Raw genomic sequence first — 23,475 nt, 5'->3', positions numbered from 1 at the left:
CTATTGCAAATGACATTATCAACTGGTATTCGCAGCCGGGAACGGATGGGGCAGGGTTTAGGAATACGTAACGACGATGGCAGGCGGGGATCTCCAGTCGTCGATTACGCAACAATAAGAAGTAAAAAGGAAATACAATGGAAAATCTGGACACGCACGACGAAAGCGCGGAACTGCTTCTGAGCCTTACTGCAGATGTTGTCGCCGCATATGTCGGCAATAATTCGATTCGCGCTGGTGAACTGCCGCTGCTGATCGCTGAAGTACACGCTGCTTTCAAGCGTCACGTCGAACGCGAAGAAGCGCCTGTCGTTGTCGAGAAGCCGAAGCCTGCCGTCAATCCGAAGAAGTCGGTTCACGACGACTACATCATCTGCCTCGAAGACGGCAAGAAGTTCAAGTCGCTGAAGCGTCACCTGATGACCCATTACAACATGACGCCGGAACAGTACCGCGAAAAGTGGGATCTCGACCCGAACTATCCGATGGTCGCTCCGAACTACGCTGCTGCTCGCTCGCGCCTGGCTAAGAAGATGGGCCTGGGCCGCAAGCCTAAGGACGCTTAATCGCTCCGACTGTCGAGCGGACCGCGCTTTGCAGTGTCTGTTCTGAGAGCTTTATAGAAATGGCCAGTATCGTTGAGCTTACGCTCCTAGATGCTGGCCATTTTGTTTTGGATTTGAGCACGTCCGGAAGCGCATGGTCTTTTCAACCAATCCGGTCGAATGCTTGTTTTAGTGCAATGTGCCTGTTCAGGTCATAATTCCAGTTGCCGCACATTCCTTTCAGGCGCTCCCTTTCCATGAGACGCGTCAGACGCCGTTTGGTCCGTTCCTTCTCTTCCAGCGGGGCCTTGAGAACTTCATCGAGATCGATGCCGGCGATGATCTGCAAGGCAATGCGTTGCATTGCGGTCAGTTGATTCTGTTTTTGCCGGGCAAAAAATAGTGTGCGGGCTTGCTTCAGATCCGCGTCCATGGCGATCATTCCTCATTTCTTGATGCGAATGAGCATGAGCCACGCGAAATGTCGTTGGATAATATTCCTAGATTCTTTCTGATTTTTCTGTAAGATGGCCATCAAACGCGATGGATTCAAACGCGTTAATGCCGTTCTGGCAAGGCTTTAGCCTATGTTAGAGCTGTCGAAACTAACCGCAGACAGCAATTCCTTCTACGAAACTTATCCACACTTGCAATTTTCTCCGTATAAGAAGATATTCCTATTTTGGCGAGGAAAGATGAATGTCTTTGGAACTATCGGATGTCATTCATACACGGGCGGAAGCTTTCGAAGCATTGAAGTTGCTTGCGGTGCGGCATGGGCGAAGCCTTAACCTTGGAAGGGTGGAGGGTGTCGCCGACCGGTCGCGGGAGCAGCAGAACATAGCGCTGTGCGATGCCCTTATTGATCTGCTGGTGACTATGTTCGGTGTTTCCGGCGCGGAATTGCGGTCACCACTGCGGTGCAGGCGAGAGGTGGCGCGTGTGCGGCAGATCGGCATGTATGTCGCGCACACGGCTTTCGGGCTGGCCATGCGTGAAGTGGCTGCCGGATTTGCGCGAGACCGGACAACCGTAATGCATGCCTGCCATCTGGTGGAGGACATGCGCGACGATACGGAGTTCGATGCGATCGTCTCGACATTCGAACGCATTGCGCAAAGTGCTTTCACGGCCTGGAGGTTGGCGGCATGACCACCCAATTGTTAGCGTCCGAAGCGAGAATTATGCGCTTTCTGAAAAATGGCGGCTGCGAGGTTCAGGATTCCATTCGCGCTTCGCATGTCTTGCTTGCAACGGATCAGGGGACCATCGCTGCTTCCCGCGCCGAATTGGAGGCCATGCAGAAAAAGGGATTGCTGTATTGGAATGAGGAACGGCTTGTTTCATCGCAGCCCACTATCAAGCGCGCAAAGGAAGGCGGCAAGCCGTTGCGCAACCCGGCAAGAACCTTGCAGACGATTGACTATGAGCAGGGCGAAAAGATTGAGATCAATCCAGAGGAATCGCCTCTTGCGATGCTCTACAGGCGCAAGAATGCGAATGGTTCTTCCTTTATCTCGGAGAGCGAGTTCCTTGCCGGTGAAAGGCTGCGGGCCGACTTCACACGCGGATCGCTGATGCCGTCCGTCACCATGCGCTGGGACACCAGTGTTGGCGGCGGGCGCAGCGGGCCGGGCGGCATGGCAGAGCTGACCGATATCGCGCTGGCCAGCCGCATCCGCGTCGAGCGGGCGCTGGAAGCAGTCGGGCCGGAACTGAACGGCGTTCTGGTTGATGTCTGCTGCTTCCTGAAAGGGCTTGAAACCGTGGAACGTGAGCGGCAATGGCCCGTTCGTTCTGCCAAGATGCTGCTCAAGGTCGGTCTGGCCGCGCTGCACCGGCACTACAATCCTCAACTCGAAAAGGAGCGGGGCAGAGGCGCTGTCCTGCATTGGGGAGCAGACGACTACCGGCCGCAAATGCGTCCGCAGAATATGTGAGGTGGCGCACTCATTGACACCTTTCCGGGGCGGGGCTATCGCCTCTTTCTCAAAGGGACTTTGTGTCCGTTGGGGAAGTGGGGAGAAATCACATGAATTCGGTACGGGATCGGCTGGAAAGCATCCTGTCGCGTCTGGAAGCGCGGACAGCAAGCGAACACGTTTTCAGCAAGGTCTATGCACAGCAGGCGCGCGCTGAGGCTGACGCCGCCGATGCGCGTCTTCGTGATGGGCGCGCCCTTGGGCCGCTCGACGGGCGCATTGTTTCGATCAAGGATCTCTTCGATGTTGCCGGAGAGCCGACGCTTGCCGGTTCGGTTATTCGCCGCGATGCTGCCCCGGCGACACAGGATGCCAAGATTGTCAGCCGTCTGCGCGATGCGGGTGCGGTCATTGTCGGCAAGACCCAGATGACGGAGTTCGCCTTCACGCCGGTCGGCCTCAATCCGCATTACGGCGAGCCGGGCAATGCGATCGATCCGACGCGCGTTCCGGGCGGATCGTCGTCGGGTGCGGCAGTTTCGGCAGCGGAAGGAACAAGCGAGATCGCTATCGGTTCGGATACTGGGGGATCGGTGCGCATTCCGGCAGCGCTGAACGGCATTGTCGGCTTCAAGCCGACCGCCCGGCGCATTCCGCTCGACGGTGCGTTTCCGCTGGCGCCGTCGCTCGATTCCGTTGGTCCGCTGACCAGGACAGTAGCCGACGCCATTATAAGCGATGCGATTATGGCAGGCGAAACGCCCGTGTTGCCGAACGCCTTGCCGCTGAAGGGTCTGCGCATTGCACTGCCGAAAGGCTATCTTCTGGCCGATATGGAGCCCGACGTCGCAAAGCACTTCGAAGCAACGGTTGCGCTTCTTGAAAAGGCAGGAGCGATCATCGCCGATCTGGAAGTCGACGATCTGATCCAGCGCCTGCGTGAGGCAACCCGCGTTGGCTCAATCGCCGGGATCGAGGCAAGTCATATCCACGCATCGACCTGGCTTAGCGATCCTGACGCCAATGTCGATATTCGTGTGAAGCACCCGCTGTCCGTCCGCGTCAAGGTTCCGATGGAAACCTATCGCGGGATCATGGAAACACGCGCGACGCTTGTTCAGCAAATGGACGAGCGCCTGAGCGACTTCGATATGTTCGTAACGCCCGCTACGCCGATTGTTGCGCCGACGATTGCTTCGGTCAGCAATGACGAGGTTGAATATGACCGTGTGGAAGGGCTGCTGCTGCGTGACACGCAGGTCGGAAACCAGTTCGACCTGTGCAGCATCACCGTGCCCATGCCGGACATGACACTGCCGACCGGCTTCATGCTCAGCGCGCGCGGCGGCACGGATAAAAAGCTGCTCGCCGCAGCCTTGTCGGTTGAGAAACTTTTAGAGCCTGAATCAAAAAGCGGCATGTGAGTGCGAGAATGGTAATTTTCGAGTACCGGAGCGCAATGTACTTTTTGGTACATGAGCACCGGAACGCAGGTAAATTGCCATTTGCAGCCGCACAGGGCGACTTTTGGAACGGGTTCTTAGGCTGATTCTTTCGCCAGCTCTGCTTCGCGACGGATGCGTGCCACCATGGCGCGCAGGCCGTTGGAGCGCTGCGGCGTCAGATGTTCATCGAGGCCGAGCTTTTTTAAAATAGCTTCCGGGTCCACGGCGAGAATTTCTGAAGCCTTGTGGCCGGAATATAGTGCCAGCACGATGGCCACCAGACCACGCACGATATGCGCATCGGAATCGCCGAGAAACTCGATGACCGGATCGTTGCCGTCTTGCGGAAGCGTTTTCAGCCAGACCTGGCTGACGCAGCCCTGAACCTTGTGCGCAGCATCGCGTGCATCGTCGGGATAGGGCGGCAATTCCTTGCCGAGGTCGATGACATAGCGATAGCGGTCTTCCCAATCGTCGAGAAATTCGAAATCGGACATGATGCTATCGATGGTCGTGGTCATAATACTCGCCTGAAAGAAGTTTCTTGCCGCTTATATAGTCATGAAACGCTGCAAGGTCACGGAAAACTAGCGTTGAATTGAACCAGTCGGGCGACGGTCCAGTGCACGCAGGGCTTCTTCGCGCGATGTCGGGATGGGAATGCCGATTGCGGCCTGTGCAGGTGCGGCGACTGCCGGTTCCACTTTTGCAGGCGGTTGCGGCTTGGTGCCGAAACGGTCGCTCAGATATTCGAGCGCGGCGCGGCTTCCTTCCAGAAGGCCGCTCCCGGCGCTGGAAACAAGCGAGGTACCGTTCTGGCAGAAGGATGGGTTGTCGATGCACAGCTTGCCCAGTTCCACGGCGGTTTTGCCATTGGCGAGAAGCTGATCGATTGAATCCGGCTCCCGCTTCGTCTCGGCAATGGCTGGCTTCTTCTGCGGTTTGTTTTGCTCATCCGCAGGGAAGAAGCGCGGCATCACGATGAATGCCAACGACAACCAGAAAACGGATTTGATGAGAAAACGGATCATTGCCTTCTTGCGGTTGCGTGCCTTCGGTTTGCGTCAATGTCGGATGAATTGGAAAAGATTCCGTAACTGTTCGGTTTATTGGAGCGCATCGCGAAAAGTGTGAAACGGTTTTCGGACAAGATGCGCGTCATGGTAAAGCATTTGAACGTCAAAATTGTGCCGTGGCTGTGGTTTCGCCACCTGATCGCTACTCTCTGTTTACCATAGGCAGAAAAGCAGACCCGGCGCGTCACTTATCCGCTTTGGGCGGTCTCGTTTTATCGTTTCTTTAAAGCCTCGGCTGCAATCTGTTGCTGGCTGGGAGGGCGTCGTCACGGCGAACGGTTTTCCGGTTTTGACAATGCAAGAGTATTGAGTGAGTACGGCACGTTGAACGCCATTCTTTTGAAAACAGCCGAGACCGTCCGCATGAATGTGCAGGCGATCAGCCGTTTTTACGAACGTTTCTGCCGCCGTTGGGTATCCAGTCCCGATGCGGTCTCCATACGTGTTATCGGTTCGGTCATCACCGCGCCGGTCCTGCTTTGTGCGGCCGTGCTCGCTTCGGGTGTGACACCGGGCTTTACGGAATTTGCGATTCTTGCAGCAAGCTTTGCAGGCGTCGCCATGATCCTTTGCGCGCTGTCGCTGATGGGCATCGCCGCACCTGTTCTGGCTGGCCTGAACTTCGCTGCCTATGGCGCGGGTCTTGCTGCCGTTGGCGCTTTTTCTCATGGCAACGCGGTTTTGTGGTTGATGGCGGCTGGTCTGCCGCTTGAAGTCTGGTTTGCGACCCGCAAGCCTGCCGCCGCAGCAGCAGGCGCCGCATTCGCGGCCATGGTTCTCGGCTATTTTGCGACGGCAAGCGGTGGCCCCATTTCCGGCGGCAGCTATGTGTCCGTCGCTGTTCTGGTACTTTATGCGGCAAGCCTTGTTGCACGTGGTTATGCGAGCGCCGCCAAGCCCGCGCAGATCAAGGTCACCGCGCCGCAAGCCGCGGTTGCTGCGGGTGACCTGCAGTTCAGCCTCGATTCGGATGGCGTGGTTGCCTCGGTCGATATGAATTCGGCAAAGCTTCTGGGCGTACAGTCCAAAATGCTGGAAGGCACGGCGCTCATCGACCGTGTTCATGTCGCCGACCGTGTAGAATATCTTTCGCTTCTGGCCGATCTTCGCGCCGGTTCCGCTTCCAGCAAGGTCGATGTGCGCCTGCGTTCCATCGAAAATGGCGATACGGTCTTCCGCACTTATCGTCTCGAAGGTGCCGCAAGCGCTCGCGCTATCACGCTGGTTGGCCGCTCGCTCGAAGGCGAGCAGAAGCTTCTGGACGAGATTGCAACACTGAAAGCGGAGCTTGAATCGGAGCGCATCGGCAAGGGCCGTCTGCTTGCAGCCGTCAGCCATGAGCTGCGCACGCCGCTCAATTCGATCATCGGCTTTTCCGATATGCTGTCGCATGAAATGGGCGGCAAGCTGGCCAATGAGAAGCAGCGCGAATATGCAGGCCTCATTCACCAGTCCGGCCATTACCTGCTGGAACTCGTAAATGCTGTTCTCGACAATTCGCGTCTGGAAACCGGCAATTACAGCATCGACCCGCAGAATTTCGCTTTCCGTGACGCGGCTGAAATGTGCACCTCTGTCATGCTGCCGCAGGCTGAAAAGAAAGGCGTTGCCTTCTGCCACCGCGTCGGCGCAGGCATTGGTGAGCTGGTGGCGGATCGCCGCGCCATTCAGCAGATTCTGCTCAATCTGGCCAGTAATGCGGTGAAGTTCACACAAAGCGGCGGCTGCGTCACCATCGATGCAACCCGCGTGATGGCGAGCGGGCGTGCGATGCTGGAAATCAGTGTGTCGGATACGGGCATCGGCATCGAGCCGGAAGATATGCAGCGCATCGGCACGCCATTCGTGCGCGCCGACAATAACTATACGCGCGCGCAGGAGGGAAGTGGCCTCGGACTTTCTGTGGTCAAGGGGCTGGTGGAACTGCATCAGGGTAGCATGCAACTCAAGAGTTGCCCCGGCGAAGGCACGATCGTCACGATCCGCCTTCCGGTGGCAGGCCCGCAGGTTGTCATGGGAGAAGACGAATATCAGGAACTTGGCCCAGAGCTTGGCATGGTGATCGACATGCACCGTCACCAGGGGGAAAGGCGTAATGACTGGCAGAACGACGAAGACAACAGCCAAATCCGGGAGCAGAAAGATGCGCAAACCCGCAAAACGGCGTAGTCTCGGCTCGCGGCTCCTCCACTTTTTCTTCACATCGGCTTCGGCACTTGCAATTGCTGCCGGAGATTTCATCGTGCGCAACCCCGTCCTGACTGGCGGGGCAACTGCGTTTCTGGTGGTGATGAGTTTCGTCTCGGCTAACGCGCTCTGGTATCAGCCGGAGGCGCACAAGGCCGTATTCTTCAGCACAAGACCGGACTTTGTGTTCAAGCCGACTCCACGTGCAGTCCTGCCGGGCACGGCGGCGGCAAGTGACAATGCCCCGAAGCCCACCGAGACCGCCTCTGCCGAACCTGCAAACAATGAGACTGCCCAGCCGCTGGAAGCCGCCAGCCTGTCGGCGGACCGGCTGAACATGAGCGCATCGGTTGATGACATGCTGCCGGCACTTGCGCCCAACGCCGATCTCGAAATCGCACGGCTGCAGCAACGTCTTTCGACGCTTGGAATTTACAAGGGACCGGTGGATGGTTTCACCGGGCCGCAGACCCGCGAAGCGGTGGAACGCTGGCGCGCTTTGCAGCAGAAGCTCGGCGTGCAGGAAGCAAATATTCCGGCGCAGTTGCAGGCCGATGCCCAAAACAGTGCCCCGGCTCAGGACGATGTGGCAAAAGTCATCGAGGTAGCGGTTCCGACGCCGCGCCCGCAGCCCGCCGTTTTGAAGACGGAAACGGTTTCAAAACCGAAACCCGCTCTCGCTTCCTATGAAAAGCCCGTACCGAAAAAGCAGGTGGCGGCAACGCCCGCCGTGCAATCGGTGAAAGTGAGTTCGCAGGATATCATCCGCGTACAGGCCGGGTTGAAAGCATTCGGCAATGACACCGTGCCGGTGAACGGACAGCCGGGCAAGACGACACAGGAAGCGGTGCGCGAATTCCAGAAACTGTTCAGTATGCCGGTAACCGGCGAAATCGATGCGACGCTCATCACCAAGATGCGCGAGATCGGCCTGATAAGCTGATGGGTTTCCGATGCGCCTGACATCCGACTTCTGGGTTTCGGCTTTGATCCGCAAGGTTCAGGGCGAGGGCGGCTTTGCCTATCTTGCCCGTCGCGGATCGCCGGAGGCGGGCGCAATCTTCATCAAGGTAAGCTCACGCTTCGGCACCTGCGATCTATATTCGCCTGCGCCGCAAACTTCTTATGAAGAGGATAATGACGGCGAGCGCATGTTTCTGCGCATTCTGCACGATGCCGATGACATGGCGGCAAGTGACCGTATGGCGCGGGAAACCCGCTTCGACCCCGACCTGTGGCTGGTCGAACTGGAAGATATAGCCGATGCGTCGGCACTGTTCTCGATTTCGCAGGACGGAGAAGCCTTCTAAAACTTCTTCCTGATGAACTCTATTTCACCAATCGCTGAAGCGACGGGTGATCGGAATTGGCGGCGTCGGCGAGTGGCGTGTCGTCCTCGGCCATTTCACGCAATTTCCCACGCAGCATGGCCGACATGTCTTCCGCCTTCCAGCGCCGCACGAGCGCCATCGCTTTTTCGCGGTCGATGGAGCGATAAATATGCACAAACTCACGCAGGCTGTCGCGGTTGGTGTCGATAGGCCCCAGAATGGCAGTCATGACGAGATAGCATTCTGCAGGCGACAATCCGAGCGCCTTGAGTGCAATCGGCAGATGCGAATCCGGCCACTGTCCGATGATCGCGTCGGACCGTTCAAAGGACAGGTCGAGCGTATCGGCCAGCGCATTGCGGAAAAACTGGCTGTCGATCAGCAGTGCGGTATCGATGAGATGCTGTGAGCCGGTAGTTGCGCCAGCCTCGAAGAAAGGCTGTTGCAGCGCGCGCGCCAGTCGTTCGGAACTGTCTTCCTTCATCAGCGGCGCTCTGGCCGCAGAAAGGTCAGGTACATCCGGCCTTTCGAGCGGTTCGGCCTCGATATTGGCGAGATTTTCCTGAAGGGTCAGCGTGCGATCGATGACCGGATCGGCGAAACTGCGCAGCACGCCTTGCAAAAGAACGTCACCGGACTGGCGTCGCGCAATGGCGCGCGCATGGGCAAGACCGTTCTTGCCGATGATCTCGATGAGGTCGGAAGGGCGCAGAAGGGGAGAGCGCAACAGGATCGGTGCGGAGATTTCGACGGGGTCGTCGGCCAGCGTCAGAATAAGGCGGCGCGGTGCGTCCTCCAATTGTGCCAGCGCATTGGCCGCATGGCGCTTGCCGCGAGTGGAAGCGCATTGGAGAAGCGGCATGGCAAGATCTTCAAGCTGCTGCATATCCTGCCGTCCGGGGCGCGTGATACCCGCAAACGCCGAAATCGCGGCCGCCAGAAGGTCGTCCGCCTTGCTGCTCCCCGCTTTTGAATTCGACGGGCTCCGGTGGCCTGAAATATCCTCCAGGGCGCGGAACTGTTCATTTGTCACGCAGAATACTCCGGTAGGCACACAACTCACCCGCCCCAAATTGCAGATCACGCATCCGGCGGCAGCCGGTTGATGCGCAAATGCACCCCGCATGGGTCGGTATTCCGGATAGTAGCGTTGAAGCCTTAGCAACTCATTAACCGTGCCATAAAGAAACAGCATTTGGGTCGGGTATCTAGAGCCCTTCAAACGGCGCGCATTCCGCCTCCGCAAAGAAGCGCCGCACTTCCGTGTTCCACGTCGCGTCAGGCACGAAAACGCGCAGCACGGCGGCACCTTCGCCGATATTCTGCTCAATCAGGATGGAACGTGCATCGGCTTGCGAACCATCCGAGCGCAGACTTGCCATGCCGATGGGATCGGCAAGGATCAGATCGAGCTTGCGTTCGTTGGAAACGCTGTCGTTGAGGCTATAGAGATTGTCTCCGTTGGGCGCATAGATCGAGAGCGACCAATAGGGCACATTTGCCCCGGTCGTGATGTGCACGGGACCATCGGCAAGATCGAAGCGACAGGTGGCTTCCTGTACCAGCGGGTCGCTGTCGCTGACCGGGCCGGTCTTTTCGTCCAGCCTGTGGAAACGGTATGGCTCGCTTCCGGTTTCGATCCGCGACCAGGCGTTCTTGTCGGAATAGAAAGGAACGAGGAAAAGGACTGCGATATGCACAATCGCGGCACCGACGATGCCGAGGAGAACGAGGTGGAGAATTCTAGCCACGGCACGCCCCCTTGTTTGCACCCGGAACACGGGTGAGACCTGGCATCACCAGATCGGAGAGGCCGGAGGATGATGCCGCAGGCGTATCATAGAGCGTCATGACAAGAACGAAATCGCCGCTTCCTTCCACTGGCAACCAGTTGCCGGAAGCTGCATCGGGGCCGATGGTGATTGTGACGCTGCCGTCATCGTCATAAAGCACTTCGCGGGAATGCAGCGCTGCCTGCAGTCCTTCGCGCGGCGGGATCGGTTCGAGATCAGGTGAGGCGGGAAAGACGGTCCAGAATCGGGCCGGTGGCGTCAAGCCACTCAGGCGATAGGTGCAGCCGCGCCTGAGGGTGCGCCCGCTGTTGTCGCTGCGCGCATAGAATGGAAGACCTTCCGCCGTTCCAAGCGCCAGATAGGCTTTGCGGGCCGCGCGGGCCTTCGAATAGGGGTCGGCATCGGGTGTGCCTGCCGCCGGATAGGCGCTCCAGACCCCGACACGAAGTTCTCCGAAACCTTCAAACCGGTCGAGAACCTTGTCGACGCTCCAGATGCCGCCGCCAAGCGCCAGCACAAGCACAATCGCCGAGTTGAATATCCTTTTGAACATCGCCCCTCAGAGTACCGATATTTTCGTGCGTTCGGCGATCTTAGGCAGAGGCGGAGCCGCAAGGAAGCGGTCATGCAGTTCTTTGATAACTTTTGTCGACATGGGCGAGAGTATGCGCGGCGGTGCTGCCATGGTTTCTTCCGGCTTGGCATTTGCCACTTGCGGCTCGCTCTTCTTGGGCGGCGCCGGGAAAGGCGGAGTAACGCCGGGTATTGGCTTCAACTCGATATTCTGGTGCGCATAGGCCATCATGCGCTGCCAGGCCATGGCTGGCAGGATGCCGCCGGTCAGGTCTTTCATCGGCGTGAAATTATCATTGCCGAACCAGACAGCCGCCGTGAAATTGCCGGTGAAGCCGACGAACCATGCATCGCGATAGTTCTGTGTCGTGCCGGTCTTGCCACCCACCCGCGTCATCGGCAATGCCGCCCGGCGTCCGGTGCCGCGTTCGGGCACCTGCACCAGCATGGAATTCATTTCGAGTGCGGCCTTTTCCGACAGCGCCCTGTGCGGCTTCGGTGCATCGCGACCAAAGTCCCACAAAACCTTGCCTTCCGACGAAACGATCTGCGTAAATGCATGACGGTTACCGGCCATGCCCGCATTCGGAAACACGTTGAAGCCGGTGGCCTGATCCATCACCGTCATTTCCGATGTGCCGAGCACCATGGTCTTGTGTGACGAGATCGGCGATTCCACGCCCATCGCCTTGGTGAGGGCTACGATGGGGGCTGTGGTCAGATAATCGCGCGCCAGCCGCACCGGTACGCTGTTCAATGAACGGACAAGTGCGGTCGTCAGGTCCACACGACCGGCAAAACTGCGGCCGTAATTACGAGGCGACCAGTTACCCCAGCTGATCGGACCATCCGAAACGATGGTGCTGGGCGTCAGGCCCTTTTCCATCGCTGCCGCGTAGACATAGGGCTTGAAGGACGAACCGGCCTGCCGCAATGCCTTGGTGGCGCGGTTGAACTGGCTTTCGCCGTAGTCCCGCCCGCCAACAAGCGCACGGACAGACCCGTCATTGGCAATGACCACGGTCGCAGCTTCTGCAGCATTATAATCCTTGCCGAACTGGCGCAGATGATACTCCAGTGATTCCTCTGCCGCCTTCTGCAGGTTGCGGTCGAGCGTCGTGCGCACGATCAATGTGTGCTGTGGAATTTTGGCGGCGACCTTTTTCACCTCCTCGAAAGCCCAGTCGAGGAAGTAATCCGGGCTCTCATTCTTGGCGCGGTCGATGACGCTTGCCGGATGACGGCGTGCAACGGCCACTTGTCCGTCGCTCAGGAAGCCGCTTTCAACCATGTTGGAAAGCACGACATTGGCACGCGCACGCGCTGCGGGCAGATTGACATGCGGCGCAAACTTGGCGGGCGCCTTGAAAAGGCCGGCCAGCATCGCGGCTTGTGCCAGCGAGACATCCTTCACGCTTTTGCCGAAATAGAATTCCGAAGCGGCAGCAATACCGAAGGTTCCTCCGCCCATATAGGCGCGGTCGAGGTAAAGCTGCAGGATTTCCTTCTTGCTGAGATTGCTTTCCAGCCAGAGCGCGAGGAAGGCTTCCTTGATCTTGCGTTCGATGGTGCGCTCGTTGGAGAGAAAAAGGTTCTTGGCAAGCTGCTGCGTGATGGTCGAGCCGCCTTGCACGACACCATTGGCGCGCATGTTCTGGCTGAGTGCGCGAGTCAGGCCCCAGAAATCAATGCCGTAGTGGTCGAAGAAGCGCCGGTCCTCGGTGCCGAGCACAGCCTTGATGACGTGATCCGGCAATTCGTCGATGGGCACGGCCTGACGATGCAGAATGCCGCGCTGGCCGATTTCATTGCCGTAGCGATCGAGGAAGGTAACGGCATAATCGTCCTGCGCGCGCCAATCCTTCTTGGTTTCCTCGAAGGCAGGCAGGGCGAGGACGAGCATCAACACCGCACCGCCAACGCCGAGCGTAAACCCTTCATCGAGAACTTCGACCACGAAACGCCGGAAGCCGCGCACGCGAAAACGCCGTGAGAAAATGGTGATATTTTCCCACCACTCGCCGAGATTGTAGCGCAGGCTGTAGAGAGTGGAATCGATCCATGCGTCAAGCCCGATCAGGCGCGACGCCCTGAAGGGTTTGCGCTTCTCGCTTTCGGGGTCTTTATCTGCCGTTTTACGCATGAACACTGACTTCGGCATGGTTGGTTTCGGAGAAAGGCGAAATTACCGTTCCATCATAGCAGATAAATAAGCCACACCTCATGTGAAATGGTTAAGGCGCTCGCAGCTTTTTGGCGTCAGGAATAAAATCAATTATAGGAAAATAATCCTTGACTGCGTAACGCTGCTTTGCTAGGTTTCATATACAATCAAAGAGTTCTGACTAATCAGGTTTATCTCCCTTCGACGCATGCAAACATCACCCTGAAAAGCTGTGGAGGCTTTTCAGGGTGATGTCTTTTGAGTCCACTGGTCGAGGATAAAGTTTTTGCCGCAAAAATCGTAATGAGACATTGGCCAATTTGGGTCTTCTTCTCTTTGGACAACGAAAAGATGATCTCGCGCCGCGCCGCAAGTGCAACAAAACTCCCGATTAAACTCATGAGGCGGAGTTCAGTGGGGCAGTACACTTGCGGAGTAGTTTTCATAGACAGAAAAAATGCGATGCGGTTGGCATCTGGGTCTGCAACATGAAAGGAAACCATCATGATTGACCTTAAGGATGCAATATTTACCTCTGAGGTTACGTGGATCTGGTTCGCCAAGATGGCGGGTGCAATGGCAGGCTCTTTTATGTCGCTCGCCTATATGGCTCCGCGAGGAAAGCGAGAAGCTGCGATCCGTTTCGCGGTCGGCGTGATCTGTGGCATTGTTTTCGGTGGCGCAGCAGGCGTCAAGATTTCAGAAGTATTGGTTCTTGGAGGATTGCTTGGCCGGGAGGAACTGATGTTGATAGGATCCGCGGTTACAAGCTTGGCGGCGTGGTCGGTTCTCGGGGTTTTTCAGCATTTGTCCGAACGACTGAAACATGCGCCTATACCCGGGCTACTTCCTGAAGAAAAAGAAACGATGACGAATCCTGACGATGGATGAAATCGTAAAATACTGTTCTCGGTGTTCAAGAAGAGTTTGGCAGCCACCTTTCGGGAATCAAGTGTCCCCCTAGCTGTTTTGCTATAGAGGAAGCAAAAAGCAGTCAGACCTAGACACTTGTCGATATGTCAGAAGACAGACCGATCTCGTCCATGGCATTCCTGTTTAGTGTTGTATGGGTCTGGGCAAGGAACGGACATGTAGGTTCAGTCGTCCTCCGCATGTCGACAATAATTCCCCAGAAAGAAAGGCTCATTGGTTGAGATAGAGGATGGCCTTGGTCGATCCTGGTTCAACTGGTTTCGTTTCGTTTCGTTTTTTAATCATTCTCTAGTGCTTCCGGAACCGCAACCGTCTTGATCGATCAGGATGCTTTAACGGATATTCTGCTACAACAGGCGACCGCAATTGTCGGAATTGTTACGGTAATCGGTCGTATAGAAGGCACTTCACGCATTTCATAATTTCACAAAGCGTGATAGTCAGGGGCTGAATTTTCCTTTGGGCCCGGAAGAGGAATGGTTGTTCATGCATCGTTCAGCTGTGGGGCGCTATATAAGGCGGCATGATGAAACAAAATTCTGCACTCAAAGTTTTCGCGCTTCTAGCGGTTAGTATTGGCTTGCTGCCGGTCGATGCCGGTGCCTTGCCGATGACTGCGCCGCAGAAATCCAATCTCATTGTCGCTGCCGCCGGAGATTGTGCGGCGGTCGGCGAACAGGTGGCTGCCCAGCAGGGCGGTCAGCTTGCCAAGGCCACCGCCACGACTCAGAACGGGCGTCCCATGTGCGTGGTCGTGGTGCTTGTGCCAGGCCGCGATGGCGAGCGTCCACGCCGCGTTGAAGTGGCTGTTCCCGCTCAATAACTACAGCTTTTGCCGCTGTTTTTCGTAGATTGAGGGAGAATGTCCGCTTGCGTATCCTGATCGTTGAAGACGACAAGGACCTGAACCGGCAGCTTTCCGAAGCAATGGCTGCTGCCGGTTATGTGGTCGACCGTGCCTATGACGGCGAGGAAGGGCATTATCTCGGCGATACGGAGCCCTATGATGCTGTGGTGCTCGACATCGGCCTGCCGCGTATGGATGGCATCAGCGTCGTGGAGCGTTGGCGGCGCAGCGGGCGTACAATGCCTGTTCTCATGCTTACGGCCCGCGATCGCTGGAGCGACAAGGTTGCCGGTATTGACGCCGGAGCCGACGATTATGTGGCCAAGCCCTTTCATATCGAGGAAGTGCTTGCGCGGTTGCGCGCGCTGATCCGCCGCGCTGCGGGACATGCTTCGTCGGAACTCGTCTGCGGGCCGCTCTATCTTGATACGAAAACGTCGAAGGCAAGTGTCAACGGCGTTGCGCTCAAGCTTACCTCGCACGAATATCGGCTTCTGTCCTATCTGATGCACCATATGGATGAGGTGGTCTCGCGTACTGAACTGATCGAACATCTCTACGATCAGGATTTTGACCGCGATTCCAATACGATTGAAGTCTTTGTCGGTCGCTTGCGCAAGAAAATGGGTGTCGACCTGATCGAGACCGTGCGCGGCATGGGCTATCGCATCCGCTCTGAAGAGGGCGGGGACGAAACGAAAGGCGATGACAGCTGAAGCTTCTTAGCGTCTTTCCTCCGCTACGTTCGCTCGCAGTCCGCGTCGTTACTCTTTCGACGATCTGGGTCATCGTGGCACTTGTGGTGGTGGCGACTTTCATCGGCTCACTTTATGGCGAAGCTGCGCGCAGCAATTTTGAACGCCTGTTGACCGCCCACCTGTTCAGTCTGGTCGGTGCCGTCAGCACGTCGGGCGAGGGCTCCTTGCAGGGGCGCCCGGAACTGGGCGAATTACGCTATTCCAGCCCGCTCTCCGGTTGGTACTGGTCCGTCGATCCCGTCACGCCGAACCTGACCGGAAAATTGCAATCGCCATCGCTGATAGGGCGCATCGTACCTGAAATGCCGGTCTCGCAGGCACCCTTTGACAGTTCCTTCATGCGTAGCTACACCTTGCCCGGCCTCAACGGCGAGGAGCTCTTCATCGTTGAAACCGAAGTGGTTCTGGATACTGCCAATCGCGTTGCGCGTTTTCGTGTCATGGGCAATCTCAGCGAGGTTCTGAAGGAGATATCCGATTTCAGAACCAGCCTCGCGACCTATCTGGCGATTTTCGGCATCGGCAGTATCCTCATCAATGCCGCTGTGATCCTGTTCGGCCTGCGTCCGCTCGACAAGGTGCGTCAAGCGCTGGCCGATATTCGCGAGGGACGTTCGTCCAAGCTCGATGCGTCGCTGCCTGTCGAAATTGCGCCGCTCGCCAGTGAAATGAATGCGCTGATCGAAAACAATCGCCGTATTGTCGAACGGTCGCGAACGCAGGTCGGCAATCTCGCCCATTCTCTCAAAACCCCGCTTTCCGTGCTGGTCAATGAAGCACGGAGCATGGGTGGTGAACATGGACGCATTGTTCAGGAACAGAGCGAGGCGATGCAGGTGCAGATACAGCACTATCTGCAGCGCGCGCGCATTGCCGCGCAGCGTGGCAGTGTGGTGTTCCGTACACCTGTGACGCCGGTTCTCGAACGCATGCAGCGCGTCACGGCGAAACTCAATCCGGCTTTCAGCGTTAACTTCAGGAATGAACTGCCCAATGCGGTCTTTGCTGGCGAAAGGGAAGATCTGGAAGAGATCGTCGGGAATCTGCTGGAGAATGCGGGCAAATGGGGCCGCAAACGTATCAATATCGGGCTTGCCCCTATTTCTGGGGAGCAACGGCAGTTTGAAGTCCTGATAGAAGATGACGGTCCAGATCTGGCATCAGACAATATCGAGGCAGCGCTGAAGCGCGGCAGCCGCGTCGATGAAACAAAACCGGGAACGGGGCTTGGGCTGGCAATCGTGCAGGATACCGTTCGCGAATATGGCGGCAGCCTGCATCTGGGCAAGAGTGCGTTTGGTGGATTGGGTGTTCGGATCGTGTTGCCGCTGACGGAAGATTGAAGGTTGTTTTTGGTCGAAAGCCAACTAGAAGATAAACTGGAAAAGTCACATGCCGATATAGTGTGCATGCTAATTGTTTATGAAGGCCGGTTGTTATGATGATGGTATCCAGGTTTTCTCACCCAGTTTCAGTCGCTTCGATGATGCTTGCCGTGGCGCTCGCATTGTCAGCCTGTGGCACGACCGGCAAGGGCACTGGTCTTGCTTCGCTGGGCGGTGGTTCTACGGAACAGAAGCCCGAAACCAGCCTGTTGACGTCTCTTGGAAACGGTCTCCTTGGCAGCGCCGCAAATCAGCTGAACGCAGCCGACCGCAAGAAGGCCCTTGAGGCTGAATATCGTGCGCTTGAATATTCACCGGCAGGTAAGGCCGTATCCTGGAGCGGGAGCGGGTCGAATTCCGGCGACGTGACGGCGGCGCAGCCTTATCAGGTCGGCTCTCAGAATTGCCGCCAGTATTCGCACAGCTTCAACATCGGCGGGTCGCAGCAGACTTCCCGTGGAACAGCATGTCGCAATCCAGACGGCAGCTGGACTCCTCTGACGTAACTCTCGCGTCCTACCTTTGCGGCGAATTGCCCTAGGTAGCAACTTACTGCAGGTAGTAGTTGGTTTTTCCCTTGGCTGCGCTTAAGTCGTAGCCATGGGATTCTGGCTTATTGCAGCATTACTGACATTGGCAGCCACTCTGGCTGTTTTGTTGCCTCTCACGCGGCGCAAGCAGGCATTCTTGCCCGCTGAAAAGAACGATCTTGAGGTCTATCGGGATCAGTTGCGCGAGGTCGAAGCCGACGCTGCACGCGGCATGATCGACCCGCAGAGCGCCGAACAGGCACGCATCGAAATCTCGCGTCGCATTTTGAATGCTGAAAAGTCCGGCAAGGAAGCTGCGGAAGCCGCGGGCAAGGCAGTGCCGGGCCGGATGCTGGCTTTCATCGCCGTGCTTGCAGTGCCGCTGATCGCCTGGGGCATCTATCCGCTTTTCGGCAAACCGGACATGCCTTCCATGCCGCTCGCCGAACGGCTTTCGGCCAGTGCGAATCGCGGCTCTGTCGATGAACTGGTAGCGCGTGCCGAAGCGCATCTGGCGCAAAATCCGGGCGATGTGCGTGGATGGGACGTGCTGGCGCCGATCTATCTGCGGCTTGGTCGCGCCGCTGATGCCGTCAATGCCTATCGCAGCTCCATTCGCATCGCCGGTGAGAATTTCCCACGCGTTTTGGGATTGGGTGAAGCACTGGCAACCGCTTCGGGCGGCACCGTGACCGCCGAGGCTGAAGGCTTTTTCAAGAAAGCTGCCGATCTCGAACCGAATGATGTTCGCCCGCAGTTCTACCTCGCACAGGGCGAGATGCAGGACGGTCGTATGGATATAGCCGCCAATCGCCTGCAGGCGTTCCTCGACAAGGCGCCGGCCGATGCGCCGTGGCGCGGTCAGATCGAACAGGCTATCGCCCGGCTTCGTAACCCTGCTTCCAACGGTGCAAAGCAGCCGAAAGGGCCGACAGCGGATGATGTCGATGCCGCTTCGTCGCTCAGCCCGGAGGACCGGCAGGCGATGATCGAAGGCATGGTTCAACGTCTTGATGAAAGTCTTCGCCAGAATAGTGGGGATGTCGAAGGCTGGAAGCGTCTCGTGCGCTCCTATATGATCCTCAACCGTCGCGATGCAGCGCTGGACGCTCTCAATCGCGGCATGACAGCCCTTCAGGGCGAAAGCCGGACGAACTTGCAGAGTTTCGCAGCCGGTCTTGGACTGGAGACAGGGAACGCACAAAAATGAGCGCGACCGCAGAAGACAACGCACGTGGTGCCAAACCGGCGGGTAATTTTGCCCGAACCGTCAGCCAAAGAAAGCGCAAGCGCCTGTTCCTGATCGGCGGCGCACTGGCGGTTCTGGCCGTAGCGGTTGGATTGATGCTGATGGCCTTTAGTCAGGACATTCGCTTCTTCCGTACACCTGCCGACCTGACGGAACAGGATATGGCCTCCGGCTCGCGGTTCCGTCTCGGTGGCCTCGTCGAGGAAGGGTCCGTCAGCCGCGAGGGCAGCGAGCTGCGCTTTACAGTGACCGATACGATCAAGACCGTGAAGGTCGTGTTCGAGGGTATTCCGCCCGATCTCTTCCGCGAAGGACAGGGCGTTGTCGCCGAAGGGCGCTTCGGAGACGATGGCGTGTTCCGCGCCGATAATGTGCTGGCGAAGCACGATGAGAATTACGTTCCCAAGGACCTTGCCGACAGCCTGAAGGAAAAGGGCGTCTGGGAAGGCAAATAAAAACTAGGGCATTTCGTATCGGACCGGTGGTCCGGCAGATGCTTGATGGAGACTGCAGATGAGTGTCGAGATCGGCCATTTCGCTCTGGTTCTGGCACTGGCCCTGTCGATTGTCCAATCGATCGTGCCGGTGGTTGGTGCGCATCGCCGGGATACGCAGCTCATGTCAGTCGCGGCGCCGACGGCAATTGCAGTCTTCGCGTTGATCTGCCTTGCATCGGCGGTGCTTGTCCATGCCTATGTCGTGTCGGATTTCTCGGTCCTGAACGTGGTTGAGAACTCGCATTCGCAAAAGCCGCTCCTCTACAAAATCACGGGCGTCTGGGGCAATCACGAAGGCTCAATGCTGCTGTGGGTGTTCATTCTCACCTTTTTCAGTGCGCTGGTCGCTGCATTTTCTGGCAATCTGCCTGAAACATTGCGCGCCAATGTCCTTGCCGTGCAGGGCTGGATCGGTGTCGCATTTCTGGCATTCATTGTGTTCACCTCGAACCCGTTCACCCGCATTTTTCCGGCTCCGATGGAGGGCGGTGATCTCAATCCGATCCTTCAGGATATCGGTCTCGCGATCCATCCGCCGCTGCTCTATCTCGGCTATGTCGGTTTTTCGGTATGCTTTTCCTTTGCCGTAGCGGCACTGCTCGAGGGGCGTCTCGATGCTGCATGGGCGCGCTGGGTACGTCCGTGGGCCCTCGTGGCCTGGATGTTCCTGACTGGTGGCATCGCCATGGGTTCTTACTGGGCCTATTACGAGCTTGGCTGGGGCGGCTGGTGGTTCTGGGACCCGGTCGAAAACGCTTCGTTCATGCCGTGGCTGGTCGGCACCGCATTGCTTCATTCGGCTCTCGTGATGGAAAAACGCTCGGCGCTGAAAATCTGGACCGTGCTGCTTGCGATCCTCACTTTCTCGCTGTCGCTGCTTGGTACATTCCTTGTCCGCTCCGGTGTTCTGACCTCGGTTCACAGCTTCGCCACCGATCCGGGGCGCGGTCTTTTCATTCTGGCGATCCTTGCAATTTTCATTGGCGGATCGCTGTCGCTTTTCGCATTTCGCGTGCAGAGCCTGACGGCAGGCGGCATCTTCCACCCGATTTCGCGCGAAGGCGCGCTCGTCTTCAACAATCTGTTTCTGACGACCGCTGCCGCAACTGTGCTGATCGGTACGCTCTACCCGCTGCTGCTGGAAGTGATGACCGGCGACAAGATTTCCGTCGGCGCACCGTTCTTCAACATGACGTTCGGTCCGCTGATGATCCCGCTTCTTTTTGCGGTTCCCTTCGGCCCGCTGCTCGCCTGGAAACGCGGTGATCTTTACGGCGTGTCGCAGCGGCTGATGACAGCTTTCGCGCTCTCGCTTCTGGCTGCGGCGATCGTTCTGTGGAGCACATCGGCGAAATCGGTTCTCGCTGCCTGCGGTACCGGGCTTGCCGTATGGCTGATTTTCGGCAGCCTGACGGATCTTGTTCTCAAGTCTGGCATCGGCAAGGTATCCGCTGGCAAGGCAGTTGCGCGCTTCAAGGGTTTGCCACGTTCGGTCTTTGGCACGGCGCTCGCCCATATCGGGCTTGGCGTAACGCTGCTCGGTATTGTGAGCGTGACCACGTTTGGCACTGAGAATGTGTTGATCATGCGTCCGGGCGACACGGCCAAGGTGCAGAATTACACACTTCGCTTCGACGGCCTGCGCCCGCTGACCGGTTCGAATTTCACCGAAAACCGGGGCACTTTCACGCTGCTCGATTCCAGCTCGCGCAGTCTCGGGCAGATTGAGCCGTCCAAGCGCTTTTTCCCAGCACGCCAGATGCCAACAACTGAATCGGGCATCAAAACCCTGTGGTTCAGTCAGGTCTATGTCGCGCTTGGCGATGAACCGGGCGATGGATCAGCCGTCGTTCGCATCTGGTGGAAGCCTGACGTGACACTCATCTGGTATGGCGCTCTCGTGATGATGGTGGGTGCGCTGTTTTCCCTTGCAGATCGTCGCCTGCGGGTTGGCGCACCTTCGCGCAGTCGCAAGTCTGCGTCGAAAGAAGCGGAGGCCACAGCATGAGAAAGCGCTCGGCATTTGCGGCGCTCCTGCTCGGTGCTGCTCTGGCTATTCAAGGGACGGCGGCGTTCGCAGTCAATCCGGATGAAGTCCTGTCCGATCCGGCGCTTGAAAAGCGCGCGCGAACCATTTCCGGCGAACTGCGCTGCATGGTCTGCCAGAACGAATCCATCGACGATTCCAATGCCGAGCTTGCCCGCGATCTTCGCGTTCTCGTCCGTGACCGGCTGAAAGAAGGCGATAGCGACGAACAGGTCATGGATTTCATCGTCGACCGTTACGGCGAATTCGTGCTTCTGAAGCCGCGTCTCAATGCGCGCACAGTGCTTCTGTGGGGCTTTCCTGTCGCCGTGCTTCTGATCGGTGCGGTCGCGCTGGTTGTTGCCTTTCGCGGACGCAAACAGGCAGGCGAAGCGCCTAAACCGCTCACCGAAAGCGAAAAGGTGGAACTCGCGCGTCTGCTGGACGGAAAATAAGCGCTGGTCGCCTGCGGTTGTTATTCGTAACCTTACGAAACTTTCATGTTGTGGAAACGGAGCGGTAAGGTAGCCCTGACTATCTTACGCTCTATAAAGGTTTCACAGGTCCACGTTTCCTGAAGGATCAGGGACGGCCGGATTGCTGCTCGTAAGGAGAAATAAATGTCCAGAGCCAGGATTTCCAACTATCGCAAAGGCGTTGCCGCGATTGCACTATCGGCTGTTCTCGCCGGTGGTTTTGTCGCGACCGGCCCGCTCGGTGCGCTCAATGACGCCCGCGCGGAAGCCGTGCAGGTAACGCCACCACCGCAGGCTGCGGGTTTTGCCGATCTTGTTGAGAAGGTTCGTCCGGCTGTCGTCAGCGTTCGTGTAAAGAAGGACGTGCAGCAAACTGCTGATCGCGGTGGCAGTGGCCAGTTCTCGGGCCCTCCCGGGTTTGATCAGCTTCCGGACGATCATCCGCTGAAGCGCTTCTTCCGTGATTTCGGCATGGACCCGCGTGGCGATGCACGTCCCGACGCTCGCCCGGATCGCCGCGGCCCCGGCAAGCGTGGCCCGCGCCCCGGTCATGAACGTCCGGTCGCTCAGGGTTCCGGCTTCTTCATTTCCGAAGACGGCTATGTCGTAACCAACAATCACGTCGTTTCCGATGGCGATGCATATAGCGTTGTCATGGATGACGGCACGGAACTTGACGCGAAGCTGATCGGCACCGATCCGCGCACAGATCTGGCGGTGCTGAAGGTCAACGATCCGAAGCAGAAGTTCACCTATGTTGCATTTGGCGATGACAACAAGATTCGCGTCGGCGACTGGGTCGTGGCTGTCGGCAACCCGTTCGGCCTTGGCGGCACGGTGACGTCGGGTATTGTATCGGCTCGTGGCCGTGATATCGGCGCCGGTCCTTACGATGACTTCATCCAGATCGACGCGGCTGTGAACAAGGGTAATTCCGGTGGTCCGGCCTTCAACCTGTCTGGTCAGGTGATCGGCATCAACACCGCCATCTTCTCGCCTTCGGGCGGCAGCGTGGGCATTGCCTTCGCAATCCCAGCCTCGACCGCTAAGCAGGTTGTTGACCAGCTCATCAAGAAGGGCTCGGTGGAACGTGGCTGGATCGGTGTTCAGATTCAGCCGGTGACGAAGGATATTGCTGCTTCGCTCGGCCTTGCCGAAGAGAAGGGTGCAATCGTTGCGTCGCCGCAGAAGGACGGTCCTGCTGCCAAGGCGGGCATCCAGTCCGGTGATGTGATCACGGCTGTCAATGGCGAAACCGTGCAGGATCCGCGCGATCTGGCACGCAAGGTTGCTGGCATTGTTCCTGGCGAAAAGGCGGCACTCACCGTCTGGCGCAAGAACAAGGCCGAGGAAGTCGATATCACCATTGAAGCGATGCCGGGCGATCTCGGCAAGGCAGCCAGCGCCTTGGGCGACAATGGCGGTGGTCAGAACGAGGCCCTCGACTCCTATGGCCTGACCGTGACCCCGTCCGAAGACGGTAACGGCGTAGTGGTAACCGATGTCGATCCCGACAGCGATGCCTCCGATCGCGGTATCCGTTCCGGCGATATCATCATGAGCGTCAATAACCAGACGGTGAAGAGCGCCAAGGATATCAACAACGCCATCAGCGAAGCCGCCAAGTCGGGTCGCAAGGCAGTGCTGCTGCAATTGCAGAGCAACGATCAGAGCCGCTTTGTGGCCCTGCCGATCGATCAGGGATGATGACCGGCAGCCCCTTAAGGCTCTTAGCTAT

24 protein-coding genes are annotated in these 23,475 nt (G+C 57.7%); 17 read left to right on the top strand and 7 right to left on the bottom strand.

Translation table 11 applies throughout. The features are described from left to right. The first annotated feature begins 137 nt into the window (after window positions 1-137). A complete protein-coding gene (locus tag OANT_RS13955) occupies window positions 138-566 on the top strand; it encodes a Ros/MucR family transcriptional regulator (protein ID WP_010661576.1) in 429 nt (142 codons plus the stop codon). 142 nt (window positions 567-708) lie between these two features. Here the strand turns inward: OANT_RS13955 and OANT_RS13950 are convergent, their stop codons facing one another. Beyond that, the gene (locus tag OANT_RS13950) at window positions 709-978 is read right to left on the bottom strand and encodes a hypothetical protein (RefSeq protein WP_012092460.1); all 270 of its coding nucleotides are present in this window, start codon (window positions 976-978) and stop codon (window positions 709-711) included. 272 nt (window positions 979-1,250) lie between these two features. Here OANT_RS13950 and OANT_RS13945 point away from each other — a divergent pair, with 272 nt between their 5' ends. From OANT_RS13945 to OANT_RS13935, 3 genes are all read left to right on the top strand, one after another. Continuing rightward, window positions 1,251-1,697 (top strand): helix-turn-helix domain-containing protein, encoded by a 447-nt coding sequence (locus OANT_RS13945; protein WP_029925331.1) that lies wholly within the window; start codon window positions 1,251-1,253, stop codon window positions 1,695-1,697. Next, on the top strand, window positions 1,694-2,485 hold the full coding sequence (locus OANT_RS13940) for a DUF6456 domain-containing protein (protein ID WP_012092458.1): 792 nt from the start codon (window positions 1,694-1,696) through the stop codon (window positions 2,483-2,485). Before OANT_RS13945 ends, OANT_RS13940 begins: the two co-directional genes overlap by 4 nt. A gap of 92 nt (window positions 2,486-2,577) precedes the next feature. Beyond that, entirely contained in the window at window positions 2,578-3,891 is a 1,314-nt protein-coding gene (locus tag OANT_RS13935; RefSeq protein ID WP_012092457.1) for an amidase, read from the top strand. Window positions 3,892-4,007: 116 nt separating this feature from the next. Here OANT_RS13935 and OANT_RS13930 read toward each other — a convergent pair whose 3' ends face one another. Next, window positions 4,008-4,433 carry a SufE family protein gene (locus tag OANT_RS13930; protein ID WP_012092456.1) on the bottom strand — a complete coding sequence of 142 codons (426 nt, stop codon included), beginning with the start codon at window positions 4,431-4,433 and terminating at the stop codon, window positions 4,008-4,010. A 66-nt stretch (window positions 4,434-4,499) separates the two neighbouring features. Further along, window positions 4,500-4,943, bottom strand: a complete 444-nt coding sequence (locus OANT_RS13925; RefSeq protein WP_012092455.1) for a hypothetical protein — start codon at window positions 4,941-4,943, stop codon at window positions 4,500-4,502. Between the two features lie 369 nt (window positions 4,944-5,312). Here OANT_RS13925 and OANT_RS13920 point away from each other — a divergent pair, with 369 nt between their 5' ends. The 3 genes from OANT_RS13920 to OANT_RS13910 are packed head-to-tail and all read left to right on the top strand — an operon-like array spanning window position 5,313 to window position 8,485. Beyond that, window positions 5,313-7,157 carry an ATP-binding protein gene (locus OANT_RS13920; RefSeq protein ID WP_012092454.1) on the top strand — a complete coding sequence of 615 codons (1,845 nt, stop codon included), beginning with the start codon at window positions 5,313-5,315 and terminating at the stop codon, window positions 7,155-7,157. After that, a complete protein-coding gene (locus OANT_RS13915; protein WP_012092453.1) occupies window positions 7,132-8,118 on the top strand; it encodes a peptidoglycan-binding domain-containing protein in 987 nt (328 codons plus the stop codon). Before OANT_RS13920 ends, OANT_RS13915 begins: the two co-directional genes overlap by 26 nt. Before the next feature lie 10 nt (window positions 8,119-8,128). After that, entirely contained in the window at window positions 8,129-8,485 is a 357-nt protein-coding gene (locus OANT_RS13910; protein ID WP_006472705.1) for a DUF1491 family protein, read from the top strand. Window positions 8,486-8,504: 19 nt separating this feature from the next. Here OANT_RS13910 and OANT_RS13905 read toward each other — a convergent pair whose 3' ends face one another. From OANT_RS13905 to OANT_RS13890, 4 genes are all read right to left on the bottom strand, one after another. Next, window positions 8,505-9,539 carry a DUF2336 domain-containing protein gene (locus OANT_RS13905; protein WP_012092452.1) on the bottom strand — a complete coding sequence of 345 codons (1,035 nt, stop codon included), beginning with the start codon at window positions 9,537-9,539 and terminating at the stop codon, window positions 8,505-8,507. Between the two features lie 175 nt (window positions 9,540-9,714). Continuing rightward, window positions 9,715-10,257, bottom strand: coding sequence for a DUF1254 domain-containing protein (locus OANT_RS13900; protein WP_012092451.1), 543 nt, complete (start codon window positions 10,255-10,257; stop codon window positions 9,715-9,717). Next, complete coding sequence (locus OANT_RS13895; protein WP_012092450.1) at window positions 10,250-10,852, bottom strand: DUF1214 domain-containing protein; 603 nt, start codon at window positions 10,850-10,852, stop codon at window positions 10,250-10,252. The genes OANT_RS13900 and OANT_RS13895 overlap by 8 nt, the downstream gene beginning before the upstream one ends. Window positions 10,853-10,858: 6 nt before the next feature. Further along, on the bottom strand, window positions 10,859-13,033 hold the full coding sequence (locus OANT_RS13890) for a transglycosylase domain-containing protein (protein ID WP_012092449.1): 2,175 nt from the start codon (window positions 13,031-13,033) through the stop codon (window positions 10,859-10,861). Window positions 13,034-13,540: 507 nt separating this feature from the next. On the opposite strand from OANT_RS13890, the gene OANT_RS13880 reads away from it, so the two are divergent. The 10 genes from OANT_RS13880 to OANT_RS13835 all read left to right on the top strand — a co-directional run bounded on the left by OANT_RS13880 (window position 13,541) and on the right by OANT_RS13835 (window position 23,444). Then, window positions 13,541-13,927, top strand: coding sequence for a DUF6107 family protein (locus OANT_RS13880; RefSeq protein WP_012092448.1), 387 nt, complete (start codon window positions 13,541-13,543; stop codon window positions 13,925-13,927). Window positions 13,928-14,495: 568 nt separating this feature from the next. Then, window positions 14,496-14,792 (top strand): hypothetical protein, encoded by a 297-nt coding sequence (locus tag OANT_RS13875; RefSeq protein WP_010661592.1) that lies wholly within the window; start codon window positions 14,496-14,498, stop codon window positions 14,790-14,792. A 47-nt stretch (window positions 14,793-14,839) separates the two neighbouring features. After that, entirely contained in the window at window positions 14,840-15,532 is a 693-nt protein-coding gene (locus tag OANT_RS13870) for a response regulator transcription factor (protein WP_012092446.1), read from the top strand. A 74-nt stretch (window positions 15,533-15,606) separates the two neighbouring features. Further along, the gene (locus OANT_RS13865) at window positions 15,607-16,917 is read left to right on the top strand and encodes an ATP-binding protein (protein WP_012092445.1); all 1,311 of its coding nucleotides are present in this window, start codon (window positions 15,607-15,609) and stop codon (window positions 16,915-16,917) included. 95 nt (window positions 16,918-17,012) lie between these two features. Further along, a complete protein-coding gene (locus tag OANT_RS13860; protein WP_012092444.1) occupies window positions 17,013-17,465 on the top strand; it encodes an RT0821/Lpp0805 family surface protein in 453 nt (150 codons plus the stop codon). Between the two features lie 94 nt (window positions 17,466-17,559). Beyond that, on the top strand, window positions 17,560-18,699 hold the full coding sequence (gene ccmI, locus OANT_RS13855; RefSeq protein WP_012092443.1) for a c-type cytochrome biogenesis protein CcmI: 1,140 nt from the start codon (window positions 17,560-17,562) through the stop codon (window positions 18,697-18,699). Continuing rightward, window positions 18,696-19,193 carry a cytochrome c maturation protein CcmE gene (gene ccmE / locus OANT_RS13850; RefSeq protein WP_010661597.1) on the top strand — a complete coding sequence of 166 codons (498 nt, stop codon included), beginning with the start codon at window positions 18,696-18,698 and terminating at the stop codon, window positions 19,191-19,193. Before ccmI ends, ccmE begins: the two co-directional genes overlap by 4 nt. A 58-nt stretch (window positions 19,194-19,251) precedes the next feature. After that, window positions 19,252-21,243 carry a heme lyase CcmF/NrfE family subunit gene (locus OANT_RS13845; RefSeq protein WP_012092442.1) on the top strand — a complete coding sequence of 664 codons (1,992 nt, stop codon included), beginning with the start codon at window positions 19,252-19,254 and terminating at the stop codon, window positions 21,241-21,243. Further along, window positions 21,240-21,716: a cytochrome c-type biogenesis protein gene (locus OANT_RS13840; RefSeq protein ID WP_012092441.1), complete on the top strand. Its 477-nt coding sequence runs from the start codon at window positions 21,240-21,242 to the stop codon at window positions 21,714-21,716. Before OANT_RS13845 ends, OANT_RS13840 begins: the two co-directional genes overlap by 4 nt. 165 nt (window positions 21,717-21,881) lie before the next feature. Next, window positions 21,882-23,444, top strand: a complete 1,563-nt coding sequence (locus OANT_RS13835) for a Do family serine endopeptidase (protein ID WP_012092440.1) — start codon at window positions 21,882-21,884, stop codon at window positions 23,442-23,444. Window positions 23,445-23,475: the final 31 nt, after the last annotated feature.

The organism is Brucella anthropi ATCC 49188 (genome assembly GCF_000017405.1).
Taxonomy (GTDB): Bacteria; Pseudomonadota; Alphaproteobacteria; order Rhizobiales; family Rhizobiaceae; genus Brucella; species Brucella anthropi.
Note: the sequence above shows the minus strand (reverse complement) of the source record. Positions and strands in the feature narration are given on the sequence as shown.

Bases quoted from the DNA above. Each gene is read 5' to 3' on its own strand.
- OANT_RS13955 (WP_010661576.1), top strand. From the start codon at position 138: ATGGAAAATCTGGACACGCACGACGAAAGCGCGGAACTGCTTCTGAGC.
- OANT_RS13950 (WP_012092460.1), bottom strand. From the start codon at position 978: ATGGACGCGGATCTGAAGCAAGCCCGCACACTATTTTTTGCCCGGCAA.
- OANT_RS13940 (WP_012092458.1), top strand. From the start codon at position 1,694: ATGACCACCCAATTGTTAGCGTCCGAAGCGAGAATTATGCGCTTTCTG.
- OANT_RS13935 (WP_012092457.1), top strand. From the start codon at position 2,578: ATGAATTCGGTACGGGATCGGCTGGAAAGCATCCTGTCGCGTCTGGAA.
- OANT_RS13930 (WP_012092456.1), bottom strand. From the start codon at position 4,433: ATGACCACGACCATCGATAGCATCATGTCCGATTTCGAATTTCTCGAC.
- OANT_RS13925 (WP_012092455.1), bottom strand. From the start codon at position 4,943: ATGATCCGTTTTCTCATCAAATCCGTTTTCTGGTTGTCGTTGGCATTC.
- OANT_RS13915 (WP_012092453.1), top strand. From the start codon at position 7,132: ATGCGCAAACCCGCAAAACGGCGTAGTCTCGGCTCGCGGCTCCTCCAC.
- OANT_RS13910 (WP_006472705.1), top strand. From the start codon at position 8,129: ATGCGCCTGACATCCGACTTCTGGGTTTCGGCTTTGATCCGCAAGGTT.
- OANT_RS13895 (WP_012092450.1), bottom strand. From the start codon at position 10,852: ATGTTCAAAAGGATATTCAACTCGGCGATTGTGCTTGTGCTGGCGCTT.
- OANT_RS13890 (WP_012092449.1), bottom strand. From the start codon at position 13,033: ATGCCGAAGTCAGTGTTCATGCGTAAAACGGCAGATAAAGACCCCGAA.
- OANT_RS13880 (WP_012092448.1), top strand. From the start codon at position 13,541: ATGATTGACCTTAAGGATGCAATATTTACCTCTGAGGTTACGTGGATC.
- OANT_RS13875 (WP_010661592.1), top strand. From the start codon at position 14,496: ATGAAACAAAATTCTGCACTCAAAGTTTTCGCGCTTCTAGCGGTTAGT.
- OANT_RS13860 (WP_012092444.1), top strand. From the start codon at position 17,013: ATGATGATGGTATCCAGGTTTTCTCACCCAGTTTCAGTCGCTTCGATG.
- ccmI (WP_012092443.1), top strand. From the start codon at position 17,560: ATGGGATTCTGGCTTATTGCAGCATTACTGACATTGGCAGCCACTCTG.
- ccmE (WP_010661597.1), top strand. From the start codon at position 18,696: ATGAGCGCGACCGCAGAAGACAACGCACGTGGTGCCAAACCGGCGGGT.
- OANT_RS13845 (WP_012092442.1), top strand. From the start codon at position 19,252: ATGAGTGTCGAGATCGGCCATTTCGCTCTGGTTCTGGCACTGGCCCTG.
- OANT_RS13840 (WP_012092441.1), top strand. From the start codon at position 21,240: ATGAGAAAGCGCTCGGCATTTGCGGCGCTCCTGCTCGGTGCTGCTCTG.
- OANT_RS13835 (WP_012092440.1), top strand. From the start codon at position 21,882: ATGTCCAGAGCCAGGATTTCCAACTATCGCAAAGGCGTTGCCGCGATT.